This is a genomic window from Curtobacterium sp. MCPF17_051, from assembly GCF_003234595.1.
Lineage (GTDB): Bacteria > Actinomycetota > Actinomycetes > Actinomycetales > Microbacteriaceae > Curtobacterium > Curtobacterium flaccumfaciens.
The window spans coordinates 16,961-34,167 of record NZ_QKSE01000003.1 but is presented as its reverse complement, the minus strand read 5'-3'; the positions used below and the strand labels follow the sequence as shown (position 1 = coordinate 34,167).

The 17,207-nt window shown below is 71.8% G+C and carries 19 protein-coding genes; 6 read left to right on the top strand and 13 right to left on the bottom strand.

The window, feature by feature from the left end:
- Positions 1–3: 3 nt before the first annotated feature.
- The 5 genes from DEJ35_RS02890 to DEJ35_RS02870 all read right to left on the bottom strand — a co-directional run bounded on the left by DEJ35_RS02890 (position 4) and on the right by DEJ35_RS02870 (position 5,609).
- Entirely contained in the window at positions 4–585 is a 582-nt protein-coding gene (locus tag DEJ35_RS02890) for a GNAT family N-acetyltransferase (protein WP_111123548.1), read from the bottom strand.
- A 92-nt stretch (positions 586–677) separates the two neighbouring features.
- Positions 678–2,282 carry a dihydrolipoamide acetyltransferase family protein gene (locus tag DEJ35_RS02885; RefSeq protein WP_111123549.1) on the bottom strand — a complete coding sequence of 535 codons (1,605 nt, stop codon included), beginning with the start codon at positions 2,280–2,282 and terminating at the stop codon, positions 678–680.
- A 41-nt stretch (positions 2,283–2,323) separates the two neighbouring features.
- Positions 2,324–3,283, bottom strand: a complete 960-nt coding sequence (locus DEJ35_RS02880) for an alpha-ketoacid dehydrogenase subunit beta (protein WP_111123571.1) — start codon at positions 3,281–3,283, stop codon at positions 2,324–2,326.
- Positions 3,284–3,369: 86 nt separating this feature from the next.
- Positions 3,370–4,506 carry a thiamine pyrophosphate-dependent dehydrogenase E1 component subunit alpha gene (locus tag DEJ35_RS02875; RefSeq protein WP_111123550.1) on the bottom strand — a complete coding sequence of 379 codons (1,137 nt, stop codon included), beginning with the start codon at positions 4,504–4,506 and terminating at the stop codon, positions 3,370–3,372.
- 23 nt (positions 4,507–4,529) lie between these two features.
- Positions 4,530–5,609 (bottom strand): histidinol-phosphate transaminase, encoded by a 1,080-nt coding sequence (locus tag DEJ35_RS02870; RefSeq protein WP_111123551.1) that lies wholly within the window; start codon positions 5,607–5,609, stop codon positions 4,530–4,532.
- A gap of 61 nt (positions 5,610–5,670) precedes the next feature.
- Here DEJ35_RS02870 and DEJ35_RS02865 point away from each other — a divergent pair, with 61 nt between their 5' ends.
- Genes DEJ35_RS02865 through purB form a run of 3 tightly spaced genes read left to right on the top strand, consistent with a single transcriptional unit; the run spans position 5,671 to position 8,011 of the window.
- Complete coding sequence (locus tag DEJ35_RS02865) at positions 5,671–6,069, top strand: phage holin family protein (RefSeq protein ID WP_110858664.1); 399 nt, start codon at positions 5,671–5,673, stop codon at positions 6,067–6,069.
- Between the two features lie 47 nt (positions 6,070–6,116).
- Positions 6,117–6,629, top strand: coding sequence for a low molecular weight protein-tyrosine-phosphatase (locus DEJ35_RS02860; RefSeq protein ID WP_017886476.1), 513 nt, complete (start codon positions 6,117–6,119; stop codon positions 6,627–6,629).
- Entirely contained in the window at positions 6,626–8,011 is a 1,386-nt protein-coding gene (purB, locus tag DEJ35_RS02855) for an adenylosuccinate lyase (protein WP_111123552.1), read from the top strand. The genes DEJ35_RS02860 and purB overlap by 4 nt, the downstream gene beginning before the upstream one ends.
- Before the next feature lie 84 nt (positions 8,012–8,095).
- Here purB and DEJ35_RS02850 read toward each other — a convergent pair whose 3' ends face one another.
- Positions 8,096–9,010: a LysR family transcriptional regulator gene (locus tag DEJ35_RS02850; RefSeq protein ID WP_111123553.1), complete on the bottom strand. Its 915-nt coding sequence runs from the start codon at positions 9,008–9,010 to the stop codon at positions 8,096–8,098.
- Positions 9,011–9,082: 72 nt separating this feature from the next.
- Between DEJ35_RS02850 and DEJ35_RS02845 the strand changes: the two genes are divergently transcribed.
- Complete coding sequence (locus DEJ35_RS02845; RefSeq protein WP_110858661.1) at positions 9,083–10,045, top strand: EamA family transporter; 963 nt, start codon at positions 9,083–9,085, stop codon at positions 10,043–10,045.
- Here the strand turns inward: DEJ35_RS02845 and DEJ35_RS02840 are convergent.
- On the bottom strand, positions 10,014–10,988 hold the full coding sequence (locus tag DEJ35_RS02840) for an epimerase (RefSeq protein ID WP_110858660.1): 975 nt from the start codon (positions 10,986–10,988) through the stop codon (positions 10,014–10,016). The two genes, DEJ35_RS02845 and DEJ35_RS02840, sit on opposite strands and share 32 nt — an antisense overlap.
- Positions 10,988–11,665 carry a DUF4166 domain-containing protein gene (locus DEJ35_RS02835; protein ID WP_110858659.1) on the bottom strand — a complete coding sequence of 226 codons (678 nt, stop codon included), beginning with the start codon at positions 11,663–11,665 and terminating at the stop codon, positions 10,988–10,990. The genes DEJ35_RS02840 and DEJ35_RS02835 overlap by 1 nt, the downstream gene beginning before the upstream one ends.
- Positions 11,666–11,713: 48 nt before the next feature.
- Between DEJ35_RS02835 and DEJ35_RS02830 the strand changes: the two genes are divergently transcribed.
- Positions 11,714–12,628, top strand: coding sequence for a cation diffusion facilitator family transporter (locus tag DEJ35_RS02830; RefSeq protein ID WP_110858658.1), 915 nt, complete (start codon positions 11,714–11,716; stop codon positions 12,626–12,628).
- 91 nt (positions 12,629–12,719) lie between these two features.
- Here the strand turns inward: DEJ35_RS02830 and DEJ35_RS02825 are convergent, their stop codons facing one another.
- Both DEJ35_RS02825 and DEJ35_RS02820 read right to left on the bottom strand, forming a co-directional pair.
- Positions 12,720–13,322 carry a hypothetical protein gene (locus DEJ35_RS02825; RefSeq protein WP_111123554.1) on the bottom strand — a complete coding sequence of 201 codons (603 nt, stop codon included), beginning with the start codon at positions 13,320–13,322 and terminating at the stop codon, positions 12,720–12,722.
- 130 nt (positions 13,323–13,452) lie between these two features.
- Positions 13,453–14,748, bottom strand: a complete 1,296-nt coding sequence (locus DEJ35_RS02820) for an MFS transporter (RefSeq protein WP_111192021.1) — start codon at positions 14,746–14,748, stop codon at positions 13,453–13,455.
- 48 nt (positions 14,749–14,796) lie between these two features.
- Here DEJ35_RS02820 and DEJ35_RS02815 point away from each other — a divergent pair, with 48 nt between their 5' ends.
- Complete coding sequence (locus DEJ35_RS02815; protein ID WP_181430048.1) at positions 14,797–15,708, top strand: LysR family transcriptional regulator; 912 nt, start codon at positions 14,797–14,799, stop codon at positions 15,706–15,708.
- Positions 15,709–15,841: 133 nt separating this feature from the next.
- Here DEJ35_RS02815 and DEJ35_RS02810 read toward each other — a convergent pair whose 3' ends face one another.
- From DEJ35_RS02810 to DEJ35_RS17515, 3 genes are read right to left on the bottom strand one after another with little or no spacing between them, the layout of a single operon-like run.
- Positions 15,842–16,594: a hypothetical protein gene (locus tag DEJ35_RS02810; protein WP_146244735.1), complete on the bottom strand. Its 753-nt coding sequence runs from the start codon at positions 16,592–16,594 to the stop codon at positions 15,842–15,844.
- Entirely contained in the window at positions 16,584–16,895 is a 312-nt protein-coding gene (locus DEJ35_RS17520) for an RNA polymerase sigma factor (protein ID WP_258378428.1), read from the bottom strand. Before DEJ35_RS17520 ends, DEJ35_RS02810 begins: the two co-directional genes overlap by 11 nt.
- Positions 16,896–17,123, bottom strand: coding sequence for an RNA polymerase sigma factor (locus DEJ35_RS17515; protein ID WP_258378418.1), 228 nt, complete (start codon positions 17,121–17,123; stop codon positions 16,896–16,898).
- Between the last annotated feature and the right edge of the window lie 84 nt (positions 17,124–17,207).

Sequence of the window (17,207 nt, the reverse complement as noted above, 5' to 3'; positions counted from 1 at the left end):
GGGTCAGGCGTTGGCGACGAGCCAGGCGAACTGCTCGTCGGAGAGCAGCCGATCGGTCCAGACCTGCCCCTCGACCCCGGCGGCCGCTCGGTTCTGCGGGGCGGGAGCCCCCTGCCACACCAGCGACAGCCCGGCACGACGCAGCACGGCTGCAGAAGCGGGGTTGTTCGTGAGCACGCGGCCGGTCACCGGGACGTCCGGAGCGGTGTCGGCGGCGGCACGGGCGGCAGCGAGGGCGATCTCGGACGCGAAGCCCTGCCCCCAGACGGTCGGCGACAGGCGGTACCCGAGGTTCCAGACCCCACCGGCGGTCATGTCGACCCCGCCCACACCGACGAAGGCGTGGTCGGAGGCGCTGCGGACCGCCCAGGACCCGAGGCCGTGGCGTGCACGACCGCCGATCTTGCGCTGCACCATGTCCACGCTCGAGCTCCGCGCCACGTGCCGGCCGGTGGGCAGGTGCTGCCACGTGCGGGCGTCCGAGAAGAGCGCGTGCACGTCGTCGATGTCGGCAGGGGTCAGCGGGGTGAGCAGGAGGCGATCCGTTCGGATCTCCTGCGAGGGGGTCAGGAGCTGGTGGACCATGCACCGATCATGCCGCCGACCCCCGACATCCGTGTGAACACCACGCGACGTTTGCGGAAGCCCGCAGGAGACCGGCAGCAGGCCGGACGGCGCTAGTCGAGCAGGAGCGCGGGCTCCTCGAGCACTGAGGCGACGTCGTGCACGAAGCGGGACGCCACGTCACCGTCGACGACCCGGTGGTCGAACGACGCACCGATGGTCGTCACCATGCGTGAGCGGACCTCGCCGTCGACGACCCACGGCTTCGGCTTGATCGTGCCCATCGCGACGATCGCGACCTCGCCCGGGTTGAGGATCGGGGTCCCGGTGTCCATGCCGAACACACCGATGTTCGTGATCGACACCGTCCCGTTCGCCATCTGCTTCGGCGTGGTCTTGCCGTCGCGGGCGGTCAGGGTGAGCTCCTCGAGCGCCTGTGCCAGCTCGAGCAGCGACATGTCCTGCGCGTCCTTGATGTTCGGCACGATGAGCCCACGCGGGGTCGCCGCGGCGATGCCGAGGTTCACGAAGTGGTGGACGATGATCTCGCGGTCGGTCCAGGTCGAGTTCACCGAACGGTTCCGGCGGACGGCCCAGATGACGGCCTTCGCGACGATGAGCAGCGGCGAGACCTTGACGCCGGCGAACGTCGGCGAGGCCTTGAGCCGCTTGACGAACTCCATCGTGTGGGTCGCGTCGACGTCGACGAACAGCGACACGTGGGGTGCCGTGAACGCGGATGTCGTCATCGCGGTGGCGATGGCCTTGCGGACGCCCTTGACCGGGATCGTCTCGCTGCGGACCTCGCCCCACTCGGGCGTCTCGATGTTCCGGAAGACGCTGGCTTGCTTCGCGTGCCGGATGACGTCGTCACGGGTGACCTCGCCGGCCAGACCGGTCGCGACGATCTCGGTCAGTTCGACGCCGAGGTCCTTCGCGAGCTTCCGGATCGGCGGCTTCGCCAGCACGTTGGTCGCGGTGCTCTGTTTGTGCGCGGAGCCCGTGCCGAGGGCGCTGATCGCCTCGGCGGTGCTCTCCTCGCCCGGGTCGACGGAGGCTTCAGCAGCCGCGGCGGTGTCCAGACTGGAGGCGCGGCTCGCCTCGGCCGCGAGCGCTGCGGCCCGGCGGGCGCCCGGCTTGCGACGGGAGGGCGACGAGGTCGCCGAGCCGTAGCCGACGAGGACGGCGCCGGAGGACTCGTCCGTGCCCTGGACGGAGGCGTCGACCGCGACCGGCTGGACCGGCGCCGCCGGCGCGGCGGCAGCAGCCGGAGCAGGCGCAACCGGTGCGGGGGCAGCGGCACGTGCAGGCACCGCCGCGGGAGCGGGAGGGGTCTGCGCGACCGGGGCCGACGGTGCTGCGGGTGCCGGCGGGGTGGACGCGACCACGGGCGAGACCGGGGCGGTCTCGGCGACGGGCACCGCGCCTCCCGACTGTTCCGCAGGGGGCGTGAGGGCCGCTCCGGACGCGACCGTGGCGTCCGAGTCGACGCGGATGATCGGCTTGCCGACCTCGACCGTGTCACCCTCGGACACGAGCAGGCCGGTGACGGTGCCGGCGAACGGCGACGGCAGCTCGACGAGCGACTTCGCGGTCTCGATCTCGACGAGCACCTGGTCGACGGCGATCTCGTCCCCGATCGCGACGCGCCACTGCACGATCTCGGCCTCGGTGAGACCTTCACCCACGTCGGGCAGGGGGAATTCGGCGGCGGCCACTACGGCTCCTTCGCGGATCTGGTCGAGCTCGGTCGGACGGGTCAGTAGGCGAGGGCGCGGTCGACGGCCTCGAGGATGCGGTCGGCATCCGGCAGGTGCAGGTGCTCGAGCTTCGAGACCGGGAACGGCACGTCGAAGCCGGACACCCGCAGCGGCGGTGCCTGCATCGTGTAGAACGCCCGCTCGGCGACGGTCGCGGCGATCTCGCTGCCGACACTGACGAAGCCGGATGCCTCTTGTGCGATGACCAGGCGACCGGTCTTGCGGACGGAGGCGAGCAGCGGCTCCCAGTCGATCGGCGAGATCGAGCGGAGGTCGATGACCTCGCAGCTGGTGCCCTCGGCCTCGGCGATGTCCGCCGCCTGCATCAGGGTGGCGACCATGGCACCGTGCCCGACGAGCGTGACCTCGGTGCCGGTGCGGGCGACGCGGGTGGTGTGCATCGGGACGTGGCCGTCGACGAGGTCCACCTGGCCCTTGGGCCAGTAGCGGGACTTCGGCTCGAGGAAGATCACCGGGTCCTTCGACGCGATGGCTTCCTGGATCATCCAGTAGGCGTCGTTCGGCGTGCTCGGGCTGACGACCCGCAGGCCCGGGGTGTGCGCGAAGTACGTCTCCGGGGACTCCTGGTGGTGCTCCACGGCGCCGATGTGGCCGCCGTAGGGGATGCGGATGACGACGGGCAGCGACATGTGTGCCGGCAGGCGGTTCGCCATCTTCGCGAGCTGCGAGGTGATCTGGTCGAAGCCGGGCCACACGAAGCCGTCGAACTGGATCTCGACGACCGGGCGGTAGCCGCGCAGGGCGAGGCCGATCGCGGTGCCGATGATGCCGGCCTCGGCGAGCGGGGTGTCCCGCACGCGCTCGGCGCCGAAGCGGTCCTGCAGGCCCTCGGTGATGCGGAAGACGCCGCCCAGCTGGCCGATGTCCTCGCCCATCAGCAGGACCTTGTCGTCCGCTTCCATGGCCGCGGCGAGCCCGGCGTTGAGGGCCTTGGCCATCGGCAGGGTCGGGGTGGGGTCGCTCGGGACCTCGCCGGCGCCCGGGTGGGAGCGCAGCGTGTAGTCGAAGAGCTGCTCGGTGGTGCTCATGCGTGGGCGCCCCCTTCGAAGCCGGCCTCGTACTGGGCGAGCCAGGCCTTCTGCTCGGCGATCCGCGGGTGCGGTTCGCGGTACACGTTGTCGAACATGACGTCGACGGACGGTGCGGTCAGGGCGACGGTGCGGCGTCGGACGTCGGCGGCGATGTCCTCGCCCTCTTCGTCGAACGCGGCGAACTGCTCGTCCGTCGCACCCTTCGAGCGCAGGTACGCCTCGGACCGGACGATCGGGTCGCGGAGGACCCATTCCTCGAGCTCGCCGTCGGCGCGGTACCGGCTCGGGTCGTCCGAGCTGGTGTGTGCACCGATGCGGTAGGTGTCGGCCTCGATGAAGGCCGGGCCCTGTCCGCTGCGGGCGTGCTCGGTCGCGACGACCGACGCCGTGTAGGACGCGAGGATGTCGTTGCCGTCGATCAGGACACTCGGGATCCCGAAGCCGCGCGGGCGGTCGACGAGCGGCGTCGGGGACTGCACCGACACCGGCACCGAGATGGCCCAGTGGTTGTTCTGCAGGAAGAAGACGACCGGGGCCTTGGTCGACGCGGAGAACACGAAGGCCTCGTTCACGTCGCCCTGGCTGGTGGCGCCGTCGCCGAAGTAGACGATCGAGCAGGCGTCGCGGTCCGGGTCGCCCGTGCCGATGTCGCCGTCGAGCTTCTGTCCGAGCGCGTACCCGGTGGCGTGCAGGGTCTGCGAGCCGATCACCAGGGTGGAGATGTGGGTGTTGCCGCGCTGGTCCGGGTCCCACCCGCCGTGGGTCTGCCCGCGGTACATCGCGATGATCTCCATCGGCTCGACGCCGCGGTGCATGGTGACGGCGTGCTCGCGGTAGGACGGGAACACGTGGTCCTGGGCGCGGAGGGCGAAGGCCGAGCCGGTCTGCGCGGCCTCTTGCCCGTGGCTGGGCACCCACAGGCCGAGCTGGCCGGTGCGCTGGAGGTTGTGGCCGGCGTGGTCGAACCGACGGGTCAGCACCATGCGGCGGTGCATCGCCAGCAGGGTCTCGTCGGGGATCGCCCGCGCGGCGGCGGCGAACTCGGCGTTCTCGTCGGTCTCCACGAACCGACCCTCGGGGTCGAGGAGCCGGACGGTGGTCGTCGCGGGAGCCGCGGCGCGGAATGACATGCGGGCCAGCGTAGCGCCAGGCACTAGTCGGCCACCTGGAGGTCCCCCACAAGTGAGCGGGCTGTTTGGAGGAGCGTTTCCACAGCTTCGTGCTCGCCGATCGAGATGCGGATGCCCTCTGGCGGGAAGGCCCGGACGATGATGCCGGCGTCCTCGAACGCGGCCGCCGCGGTGGCCGTCCGCTCGCCCGTCGGCAGCCAGAGGAAGTTGCCCTGGGCGTCGGGGACGTCCCAGCCCTGTGCCCGGAGCTCGACGACGATCCGGTCGCGCAGGGTCGCGATCTCGGTCACACGTTCGAGCAGCTCGGCCTCGCGTTCCAGGCTGGCGAGCGCAGCCGCCTGGCCCTGAGCGGTCACGGACAGTGGGATGGCGCAGGCCCGGACGGCGTCGAGCACGTAGTCCGGACCGAGCGCGTAGCCCACCCGGAGCCCGGCGAGCCCGTACGCCTTCGAGAAGGTGCGGAGGACCACGAGGTTGGGGTGCGCGGCGAGCAACGGGTGGCCGTGCACGGCGGCCTCGTCGGTCACGAACTCGGCGTATGCCTCGTCGAGCACGACCAGCACCGACTGCGGCACCGCGGCCATGAACGCGTCGAACTCCGCGGCGGTCACGATCGGCCCCGTCGGGTTGTTCGGCGAGCAGACGAGCACCATGCGGGTGCGCTCGGTGACGGCCGCGGCCATCGCGTCGAGGTCGTGCCCGCCGTCGGGTCGGTTCGGCACCTGCACGCTGGTGGCACCGGCGACCGTGACGACCCCGGGGTACGCCTCGAACGAGCGCCACGCGTAGACGATCTCGTCGCCGGGGCCGGAGGTCGCGCGGGCGAGCTCGTGCAGGATCGCGACACTGCCCGGGGCGACGTGCACCTGCTCGGCGGTCAGCCCGAAGCGGTTGGCCAGCACGGCGCGCAGGGCGAGGGCGGTGGCGTCGGGGTAGCGGTTGTACGAGGTCTGGGCCTGCACGGCCTCGACGACCCCGGGGAGCGGCGGGAACGGGTTCTCGTTGCTCGACAGCTTGAAGGCGGAGTCGGACGCCTGTCGCCCCTGCTTGTACGCGGGGAGGACGGCCACCTCGGGCCGGATGTGCACACGCTGCTCGCTCACGGGTTCAGGCTACCGGCAGGCCCACGGCACCCACGAGGGGAAGCGAGGGCATCATGGGCGCATGCGATTCCTCGTCCGCCTCGTCGTCAACGCCCTCGCGCTCTGGCTCACCACGCTCATCGTCAGCGGCGTCTCCGTCACGCCGTTCGGTGACGGCGGTACCACGGCGACCGTCCTCACCTTCCTGCTCGTGGCGTTCGTCTTCGGTCTCGTGAACGCGGTGATCGGCACGGTCATCCGGATCGTGGCGTTCCCGATCTACATCCTCACGCTCGGGCTCATCTCGTTCGTCGTGAACGCGATCCTGCTGCTCATCGTCGCGGGCATCTCGGAGGCGTTCGGCTTCGGGCTCGAGGTCGACTCCTTCGGCTGGGGCATCGTCGGCGCCTTCGTGCTCGCGGTCTTCGCGTGGCTCATCGGGCTCTTCGCCCGCCCGGTGCTCAACCGCCAGCGGGCGTGACCCCGGCGGACCTCGCGGAGGACCCCGCCCTGCGTCATGATGTGGTCATGACCCAGGACGTCGACGCCCCGTTCCGCGTCTCGTTCGTCTGCAGCGGCAACATCTGCCGCTCCCCCATGGCCGGTGTCGTGTTCGCGCAGATCGCCGCGGACGCCGGTCTGGCCGACCGGTTCCAGGTGGAGTCGGCCGGCACCGGTGACTGGCACGTCGGCGAACCCGCCGACGAGCGCACGATCGCAGCGCTGGCGGCGCGCGGATACGATGGCAGCAGGCATCGCGCCCGTCAGTTCGACCCGGACCGGTTCCCGGACCTCGACCTGGTGGTCGCACTCGACCGCTCCCACGAGCGCATCCTGCGTTCGTGGGCCCCGACCATGGACGACTCCGCCAAGGTGACGCTCCTGTTGCGGTACGACGCCGCCTGGCCCCAGCAGGCCGACGTGCCGGACCCGTACTACGCGGACCGGCACGAGTTCGACCGAGTGCTCTCGACCGTCGAACGGGCCTGCCGGGCGCTCTTCCACCAGCTCGAGCCGGCAGTCCGTCAGGGAGCCCCATGACCCCCCTTCCCCCGCAGCCGATCAGCCCGCTCGACGGGCGCTACTACCCGATCGTGCACACGGTGGGCGAGCACCTCTCCGAGGCCGGCCTCAACCGCGCGCGCATCGTGGTCGAGGTCGAGTGGCTCATCTTCCTGACCGACCACGCGATGTTCACCACCTCGCCGCTCAGCGTCGACGACAAGGCCGCACTGCGCGCGATCGCCTCGACCTTCGGCCAAGACCAGATCGCGGAGCTCGCCGAGATCGAGGCGACGACCCGTCACGACGTCAAGGCCGTCGAGTACTTCGTGCGCCGACGGCTGTCCGAGCTCGGGCTCGACGCGATCGCCGAGCTCACCCACTTCGCCGCCACGAGCGAGGACGTCAACAACCTGTCCTACGCACTCACCGTGCGGGACACCGTCGACCAGGTCTGGCTGCCCGGCTTCCGCGCCGTGCTCGAGAAGCTCCGGACGCTCGCCGTCGAGCTGAAGAGCGTGCCGATGCTCTCGCACACCCACGGTCAGCCGGCCACCCCGACGACGCTCGGCAAGGAGCTCGCGGTCGTCGTCTACCGGCTCGAGCGCGTGCTCGCCCAGATCGAGGGCGGCGAGTACCTCGGCAAGTTCTCCGGCGCGACCGGCACCTTCTCGGCACACCTCGCCGCGGACCCCGAGGCCGACTGGCCCGCGCTGTCCCGCGAGTTCGTCGAGGGCCTCGGCCTGACGTGGAACCCGCTCACCACGCAGATCGAGTCGCACGACTGGCAGGCCGAGCTCTACGACCGGGTGCGTCACGCCAACCGGATCCTGCACAACCTGGCGACCGACGTGTGGACCTACATCTCGATGGGGTACTTCACGCAGATCCCCGTCGCCGGTGCCACCGGGTCGTCGACGATGCCGCACAAGATCAACCCGATCAAGTTCGAGAACGCCGAGGCGAACCTCGAGATCTCGTCGGCGCTCTTCTCGACGCTGTCCGAGACCCTCGTGACGAGCCGCCTGCAGCGCGACCTGACCGACTCCACCACGCAGCGGAACATCGGCGTCGCGTTCGGGCACTCGTTGCTCGCGCTCGACAACCTGCGCCGCGGTCTCGGCGAGATCGCCGTGAACGAGGCCAAGCTCGCCGACGACCTCGACCACAACTGGGAGGTCCTCGCCGAGGCCATCCAGACGGTCATCCGTGCCGAGGTCACCGCCGGGCAGTCGAACATCGAGGACCCCTACGCGATGCTCAAGGAGCTCACGCGGGGCAAGCGGGTGAGCCAGCAGGACCTCATCGTGTTCGTGAACCGTCTGGACATCTCCGACGGTGCTAAGGCACGGCTGACGAACCTGACGCCGGCGACCTACACGGGTCTGGCGGACGAGCTGGTCGACCACCTCGACGTCTGAGCGCGGAGCGCGCGCTCCGGGTCCGGCAGCAGCGCCCAGGCGGCCGGGAGGCTCGGTGCGGCCCCGCCGCCGACCGCACCCCCGTCAGGTGGTGACGTCCAGGGCGACGGCGACCAGCGCCTCCAGGACGGTGCGCACCACGGGCCGGACGGCACGGTCGGGGCGGACCAGTGCCTCGATGCGGCGCCCTGCGCGCACGTCGGCCAGCTCGGCCAGTTGGAAACGCCCGGCGGCCCGCGTGCCCGACGTGTACCGCGGGACGAGTGCGATGCCGTGCCCTGCCGCCACCAGGTTCTCGATGACCGGCAGGTGGATCGTGCGGAACGCGACGCTCGGCGGGATGTCCGTCGCCGCGGCCATCGCGTGCAGCACACGGTCGATCGGGTAGCCCTCGGGCACACCGATCCAGCGTTCCCCGACGACCTCGTCGATGCCCACGCGTGCGCGGCCGACCAGGGCGTGCCCGGGCGGCAGGGCCACGTCGAGCGGTTCGCGCAGGAGCGGCACGGTGTCGACCGATCCCTGGTCGGCCGGGCGCACGCCGTCCGACCGGTGCCCGACGACCACGTCGTGGTCGGCGGCGAGCGGTGCGAACTCCCCCTCGCTGACGTCCACGTCGACCAGGGTCAGCGCGATGCCGGGGTGCGCCTGCATCCGCGTGAGCACGCCGGGCAGCAGCAGTTCGGCGGCGGACGGGAAGATCGCCAGCGACACCGGTCCGGTCGTGCCACCGAGGTGTTCCTGCCAGGCGGCGTCCACCCGCGCGATGGCGGTCGCGACCCCGGACGCCAGGCCGGCGAGGACCTGGCCGTGCGGGGTCAGCCGGACGCCACGCCCGACGCGTTCGACCAGCGGGACCCCGACCTGCCGCTGCAGCGTCTGCAGCTGCTGGGAGACGGCGCTCGGTGTGCGGTGGGTGGCCTCGGCGACGGCCGTGACACTGCCACGCTCGGCGAGCTCGCGGAGCACCGCCAGCAGCTGCACGTCGAAGTCGACCATGCAGGGACCCTACATCGTGCTTCGTGAAGGTTTCGATGGACCTACAACGTGGGGGCCGGGACGATGAGGAGCATGACCGCTCGTGACCGTCTCCTCGCCGTCGTCGTGGCCGTGGTCTGGGGACTGAACTTCCCTGCGACGGCACTCGCGCTCGAGCACTTCCCGCCGTTCCTGCTCGCAGCGCTGCGGTTCACGATCCTGGCGGTCCCGACGCTGCTGTTCGTGCCGCGGCCGCGGATCCCGTTCGGGCGACTGCTGCTCGTCGGTCTGGGGCTCGGCGTGCTGCAGTTCTCGTTCCTGTACCTGAGCATGGCGTCCGGCATGCCGTCGGGGCTGGCCTCGCTCGTGCTGCAGGCCTCCGCGCCCTTCACCGTGGTGCTGGCCGGGGTGTTCCTGCGCGAGCGGCTGACCGGCCGGCAGGTCGTCGGGGTGACCGTCGCCGTCGCCGCCCTGGCCGCGATCGCCCTGCACCGCTCCCAGACCGCCGCGCTGCTGCCCGTCGTGCTCGCGCTGTGCGGTGCCCTCGGGTGGGCGATCGGCAACGTCGCGACCCGGCGGGCGGGGGCCGCGAACCCGCTGCACCTGACCCTCTGGTGGGCGGTCGTGCCGCCCGTGCCGATGGCCGTGCTGTCGCTCGTGGTCGAGGGACCGGACCGCATCGGTACCGCCCTCGGCACCGCGTTCACGCCGGCGGCGCTGCCCGCCGACCTGGGCCTGCTCTACATCGTGGTCGTCGCGACCCTGGTGGGCTACGGCATCTGGTCACGGCTGCTGGCGACCTACCCCTCGAGCACGGTCGCGCCGTTCTCGATGCTCGTGCCGGTGGTCGGGGTGCTCGCGTCGTGGGCGGCCTTCGGCGAGGTGCCCGACCTGGTCGAGGTGCTCGCCGGCGCGGTCGTCGTGGCCGCCGTGCTGTGGTCGTCGCGTCCGGCGCGGGACCGCGGCCCGGGCCCAGACCCGGCGCCGGACCCGGCCCCGGTCGACGGCGTCCCGGTACCGGCGCTCAGCCCCGGTGCTGGCGGCGCTCCGCGATGATCCCGGCGAGCGCCCCACGCAGGTGCGGGTACCGGAACTCGAAGCCTGCCTCGGTCAACCGGGTCGGCACCACCCACCGGCTCTTCAGCACGAGTTCGGTCTCGGTGCGGATCGCGAACGAACCGAGTTCGAGCATCCACCGCCAGGTCGGCACCCCGAACCGGCGTCCGACGGCGTCGCGGATGGTCGCCATCACGGTGCGGTTGTCGGACGGGTTCGGGCTCGAGAGGTTGACCGGCCCCTCGATCTCCGGGTGGTCGCGGAGGAACCGGATCGACCCGAGGACGTCGGCGATGTGCACCCAGCTGAACCGCTGCCGACCGTGCGTGGGCCGGTGGTGGTGGTACGTGCCGGCGCGGAGCCGGGAGCGCGTCGGCACCCACGGCCCGTCGTACTGCGGCCCGCCGAGGCCGGCCTGCGCGAGCCGGAGGAGCGGCAGCAGGGCGCTGCCGTCGCCGAACACGATCGCCATCCGGAGTGCCACACGACGGGTACCGGGCAGGTCGGCGCCGAAGAAGGCGTCCTCCCACGCGCGGGCCACGGAGACCGAGAACCCCTCGCCGATCTCGCCGGTGGCTTCGTCCTGCGGGCGGTCGTCGGCGTGCCGGTAGATCGTCGCGGTCGAGGCGTTCATCCACAGCGGCGTCGGGTGCTCCGACGTCCGGATGGCCTCGGCGAGCTCGAGCGTGGTGTCCACCCGTGAGCGCATGATCTCCGCACGGTTGCGTCGGCCGTAGCGGCAGTTGACGCTCTTGCCCGCCATGTTCACGACCATGGCTGCACCGTCGACGAGTTCCCGGATGCGCAGGGTGTTGCCCCACACCGCGTCGCCGGTCCGGCCGATGGTGACGACCCGGTAGCCCTCTTCCGCGAAGGCGTCCCGCAGGTACCGCCCCACGAAGCCGCTCGCTCCCGCGATCACGACCTTCTGCTGCTCGACCATCAACGTCCCCCTTCAGGACCGGCATCGGGCACGACGGCGTACCGGAACGCCCCCTCGTACCGGTACAGCGTGCCGAGCACCGGCGCGGTGAGCACCAGGGACACGCGCTGCAGGTCGGCTTCGTCATCGAATCGTTCTGTGAGCGTCACGCGCGGGCTCAGGGCGGCCGGGAGGCGCAGATCGCGTCCCAGCGCACGGAACGTCACGCGCGTGGAGACCAGGCGCAGGGCGCCCGCGTCCGGGCCGTCCGCGTCGACCTGCGCCCGGAGTCGGGCGCTGACGCGCCCACGGCGACCGAGGTGGTCGACCAGGCCGTCGTGTTCGGCGGTGATGGCGTCCACCATCGTGCGGGATCCGGAGCGGAAGTGGAAGGTGCGGTGCGCGCGGACGGCGGGGCGGGCCTCCAGGCCGGTGCCGGATCCGCGACGGACGCGAGCCGGCAGGTTCTCGACCGTGAAGGGGACGTCCCGCTCCCAGACCGGGAACAGCACGGCGTCGCGTGCGAACACGGCGAGCAGGGGCCACAGCCATCGGCGCGGGGTGCCGACGACGCTGAACACGCCCTCGCCGGAGCCGACGTGCCCGGGCGGGACGGCACCGAAGTACGTCCGAAGTCGGGGGTGCAGCCGGGCCAGCACCTCGGGTGGTGTGGACAGCTCGTAGGGCGACCGGCTCACGCTGACGATCCTGGCATGTCGTCAGTGCGGATCCCTACGATGTCGCACATGGGACACGACCACGGGCACGGCGTCGGGCACGCCTCGGAGCGCGCCCTGCTCGTCGCGTTCTGCATCTCGGCGGGCATCCTGCTCGCCGAGGTCGTGGGCGCCGTGGTCACGGGTTCGCTCGCGCTGCTCGTCGACGCCGGGCACATGGTCGTCGACACCGGCGGACTCGGCATCGGACTCGTCGCGACGCGGCTCGCCCGCCGGTCGCCGACCGCCCAGCGCACCTGGGGCTTCCAGCGGGCCGAGGTCCTCGGCGCCACGGCGCAGGCCGCGATCCTGCTCGCCGTCGGCGTCTACGTGATCATCTCAGCGGTCCAGCGACTCGTCGTGCCGGAGGAGATCCACTCCGGGCCGCTGCTCGTCTTCGGCATCGTCGGACTCGTCGGCAACCTGGTGGCCTACGCGGTGCTGCTCCGGGCCTCGGGCGAGGGGTTCACCTCGCGCGCCGCCCGGCTCGAGGTCCTCAACGACACCCTCGGGTCGGTCGCCGTCATCATCGCCGCGATCGTGCTCATGCTGACGGGGTGGGAGCGGGCGGACTCCGTCGCCGCGATCCTGATCGGCCTGCTCATCCTGCCGCGGGCGATCCGGCTGCTGCGCGAGACCGCGAACGTGCTGCTCGAGTCGACGCCGCCGGGGCTCGACCTCGACGACGTGCGTGGCCACATCCTCGAGCTCGACCACGTCATCGCGGTGCACGACCTGCACGCGACGCTCGTGGCGACCGGCGTGCCGAACCTGACCGCGCACGTCGTCGTCGACGACCACTGCTTCTCGACGGCGCACGCCCCGGCGATCCTCGACGAACTGCAGCGGTGCGTGGCGGAGCACTTCGACGTGCCGGTGGAGCACTCGACGTTCCAGTTGGAGCCGTCGTCACACCGGCGGCACGAGTACGAGGTGCACGCGTAGGTCGGCGCTCGGCCGTCAAGCCCCGGTTTCGCGACGATCCACCAGGTGATCGACGCGTGGTCTGTCGCAGAACGGGTGGACAGCGCCGGGGTCAGCAGTCGTCGGTGCGCGTGGGGTACGCCGTGATCACCCGGTCGGTGGTGGCCGAGACGATCACCTTGACGAAGGGCTCGTCGTCGGGGCGTGAACCGTCGTCGAACCGGACGGGTGCGGCGTAGCAGACCTTGCCGTCGCCGGCGTCGAGCGGGAACCCGGGGCGCGGGTCCTCGAGCGCCGTCTGCACCGCCGTGAGCATGGCGTCGTCCCAGTCGCGCGAGCCGTGCCCGGTGACGACGTCCTGCCAGTCCGCGGTGTGCCGCACCCGGATGTGCTCGTAGCCCTGGGCAGCGGTGCCGCACTGCAGCGTGACACGACCCAGCGCCTGGGTGTCGTACTGCGCAACGGCAGCCTGGGTCGTGCTGTCGCACCGTGCGAGGGCGGCGGACCCGGGCATGTCCGGCCCCGTGCGGGTGATCGTGACGGTGCTGTCACCCGAGGGCGATGCAGCACCGGTCGTCTCACCGACGGTCGAGCCGCCGATGGTCGGGTCGTCAGCGCCCTGCCGTGCCGTCAGGAACAGCCCGCCGGCGAGGAGACCGGCGGCCACCACAGCCGCGATCCCCGTGATCACGGGACGGTTGCGGTTCCGGGGCACGCACCCAGTATGCCGGGAGTGCGACCGTACGACGGAACCAGGTTCCGGACACGGCACCGCGCGATCGCGTGGTTCGGTGTCCGGAACCTGGTTCCGGGATGCGACGCGCGGGCGCCAGGCCCGCCACCCGTCAGGCGCGCGCGGCCAGCCGGGTGCCGGCGACGACGGCCAGGACGGCGACGAGGACGACGTACCCGATCAGGACGGGGAGCGTCGGGATCACCAGCAGCGCCGCGCCGACGGCCACGACCGGCACGGTGAGCCCGGCGTAGGCGATGAGGAACGTGGCGGCGAGCACGCCCCCACGGCGCTCCGGACCGACCAGTGCTGCGGCGCTGCCGATCGCGGCGCGGAACAGCAGGCCGACGCCGGCGCCCGCGACGACCCCGCCGCCGATGAACCCGGCGACCTGCAGCAGGACCGCGGCGACGGCGAGGACGACCAGCCCGACGACCAGCAGCACCATGCCCAGCCGGATCTGCACACGCTGCGACAGTCGGGCGAAGACGATCTGCGACAGCGCGCTCGCGGCGAAGACCCCGAAGGTCGTGGCCCCGGCGGCCAGGCGGTCGGTGACGTGGAAGGTGGTGCCGAGGAAGCTCGGCGCGACCGAGGTGAAGAGCCCCTGCACGGCGAGTGCGGCGAACGCGGCTGCACCGGCCGCCCAGAACGCGGCGCCCTGACCCTCGGGAGCCTGCATGCGCTGCGGGCGGTAGGCCACGGGCTGCTCGGGGCGGTCGACCGTCTCCGGTGCGGCGAGCACCAGCACGAACGCGACGGCCAGCGCGATCACGAACACCACGTAGGGGACCATGAGGGGCTGCCCGACGAACTCGGCGAGCGCTCCGCCGACCAGGGCGCCGAGCGACAGCCCACCGAGGTTCACCGCCCCGGCGGCGACGCTCGCCCCCTTCGCGGAGTCGCTCGACCCGGTCGCACGGACCCGGAGCTCGCCGAGGTGCGCCGTCGCGGTCGCCGTCAGCGTTCCGACACCGAGGCCGGTCACGAGCCGGGCGACGATGAGGCCGGTGACGTCGTTCCAGAGCAGGAACAGCACGGCGGCGACGAGCTCGAGGGCGATCGACACCAGGATGAGCGGGCGCCGCCCGTGCACGTCGCTGAGGTGTCCCGCCAGGTACAGCGACCCGACGACCCCGACGCCGTACGCCGCGAAGATCACCGTCGTGGTGAAGGTCGGGAACCCGTCGCGGGCCTGGTAGATGACGTAGAGGGGCGCGGGGACGGTCGCGAAGGCCATCACCGCGAGGAACGCGAAGGCGACGACCCAGAAGCCGAAACCGTGGCGCCGACGGGTGTGGACACGGCGTCCGCGCGGGGCGACGACACGGTCGCTCGCGGATGCAGCAGCGGCGGCGGTGGTGGTGGCGGGGACGGTGCCCGTCGGGGTGTCGGTGACGGTTGACATGCTCCGATGATCGCGCTCGGGGTGCATCGAGTCCAACGGATGCGCTTGATGTGCACGATCGATCTGCTCGATACTCGGACGATGGAGACCCGACTGCTCGAACAGTTCGTCACCGTCGCCGCCGAGGGCAGCGTCACCCGCGCCGCGGAACGACTCTGGGCGGCGCAGTCCACGGTGTCCGCGGGCGTCGCCTCACTCGAGCGCAGCTTCGGGGTGCGGCTCTTCGACCGCACCGGCCGACAGCTCGTCCTGACCCCCGCCGGCGAGGACCTGCTCCCCCACGCCCGCGCGGTGCTCGAGTCCCTCGACCGGATGCGCGACCTGGCCACCGCCGACGACGCCGAGCTGCGGGGACGGGTGCGGCTCGGCATCTTCACGAGCATGGACATCGTCGACCTGACGGGCGTGCTGCAGCGGTTCCGACGGCAGCACCCGCTCGTCGCCGTGGAGCTGATGACCTCGCCGTCGGGGACGACCGGGCTCGTGCAGGACCTGGTCGCCGGGCGGCTCGACATCGCCTACACGGGCCTGCCCACCGTGCCCGCCGGCGTCGTCGTGGAGCCGTTGCGGGAGATGCCGTTCCGGGTGTTCACCGCGTCGGACCACCCGCTCGCCGGCCGGTCGTCGGTGTCGCTCGCCGAACTCGCCGATGAACCCTTCGTCGACACGGCGCACGGGTTCGGCAACCGGATCATCCTCGACGGGGCACTCGAGCGGCTCGGCATCCGGCGGCGCATCGTCGCGGAGATGAACGACATGCCCGCCGTGATCCGGTTCGCCTCGGCCGGGCTCGGCGTCGGGGTCGTGCCGGACTCGGGGGTGCGGTACGACGGTGCGGTGCTCGACCTGGAGGACGAGGTCGACCCGCTCCGCATCGGTCTCGCGGTCCGGACGTCCCCGGAGCCGAGCCGTGCGGTCCGGACGCTGGCACGCGACATCGTGGCGGCGCGGGTGGGGTGACGCGGGGCGTGGTCGGTGTGCTCCGTGAGCAGGAACGGTCGCGTCACGGTGCGCGAGGCGACCGTTCCTGCTCGCGATCCGGCCACCGACGGACTGGAGGCACGGGTCGGGTCCGTCACGTGCCTCCAGGCCGTCAGTCCCCCCAGATCTCCCCGACGACGGCGTCCAGCAGACCGTTCGTCGGGAAGTTCGCCTGCCGGATCACGATGAAGGTGTCGTCGCGCAGGAAGAAGGTGGAGACCTGGTCGACCGGGCCGGTCTGGGCCCGGACGGACGACTGGCACACCCGGCCGCCGTCACGGTCCTCGCACTGGAGCGGACTGGTCGCGAGCACGTCCGCGGCACCGGGTCCGGCCGTCCCGATGGTCATGGTCAGCCCGCTGACGTCCGCTCGAGGGTCGGCCCACCGGCAGATGATCTCCGACTCCCCGTCCGCCCAGGTGACGTCTTCACCATCGCCGCCGGCCGTCCCGTCCTTCGCTTTCGAGATCTCGGTCAGCGGATTCTCCCCGAAGAGCCGCGTGTAGTCCTCCGCCGGCACCATGTCGCGACAGGTCGCCGGGATCGTCGCCACGGTGGGGGTCCGGGTGGGCTTCGGGATCGGGGCGCCCGTGATCGGGGCGGAGCTCGGCGTGGTCGCGGAGGGCGAGGGCTCGGGCTGCTGGGTCCGGGTGGGAGCGGCGACCGGGTCGGCGTTCTGCTGCGACAGGGTCAGGGCCACGGCGCCGGTCGCGGTGCCGAGTGCCAGCAGGGCGACGACGCCGATCACGACCCCCGAGCGACCACGACGTCGCTTCGGGCGGGGCGTGGCGCGTTCGAGGACGTTCTGCTTCATCGAGACGAGCATGCGCTGCAGCTCGTCTCCCTGGGGAGGTTCAGTGTTCATCGTGCATCACCGCCTTCTTGAGTCGACGTCGGTTGCGGGAGACCCGCTGGGTGACCGCCCCGACCGTGAGCCCGAGGAGCTCCGCGGCCTCGGCGTAGGAGTACCCCTCGAGGAGGCAGAGCTCGCAGATGCGGCGGTCGAGGTCGGGGAGCGCGGCGATCTCGGCACGGACCCAGCGCAGGGTCTCGCGGGCCTCGTCGTGGTCGGCGGGCGAGGCGAGGTGCTCGGGGAGTTCGTCCGCGCGACGACGGGCCTGCTTGCGTCCGGTGTTGAAGGCGTGGTTGCGGCAGACGACGAGCAGTCACGGCAGCACGGTGTCCGCCGGCAGCTCGAGGGTCGCCGCCCGCTGCCAGAGCGTGAGGAACGCGTCCTGCACGATCTCCTCGACGTCGGACCGGTTGTCCACGAGTGCCCAGGCGTACCGGGTGAGCGTGGCGGCGTACCGATCGAACGCCCGTGCGAGCGCTCCGGTGTCCCCCTGTGCCATCGCACGGACGAGTCCTTCGTCCGTGTCGGTGCCGGTCGTCACGTCCACATCCCACCTCCTTCACCCAGAGGTGTCGGCAGGACGCGGGATCCTGACAGGACCGTTCCTGATCCGTGACCTCGGGCG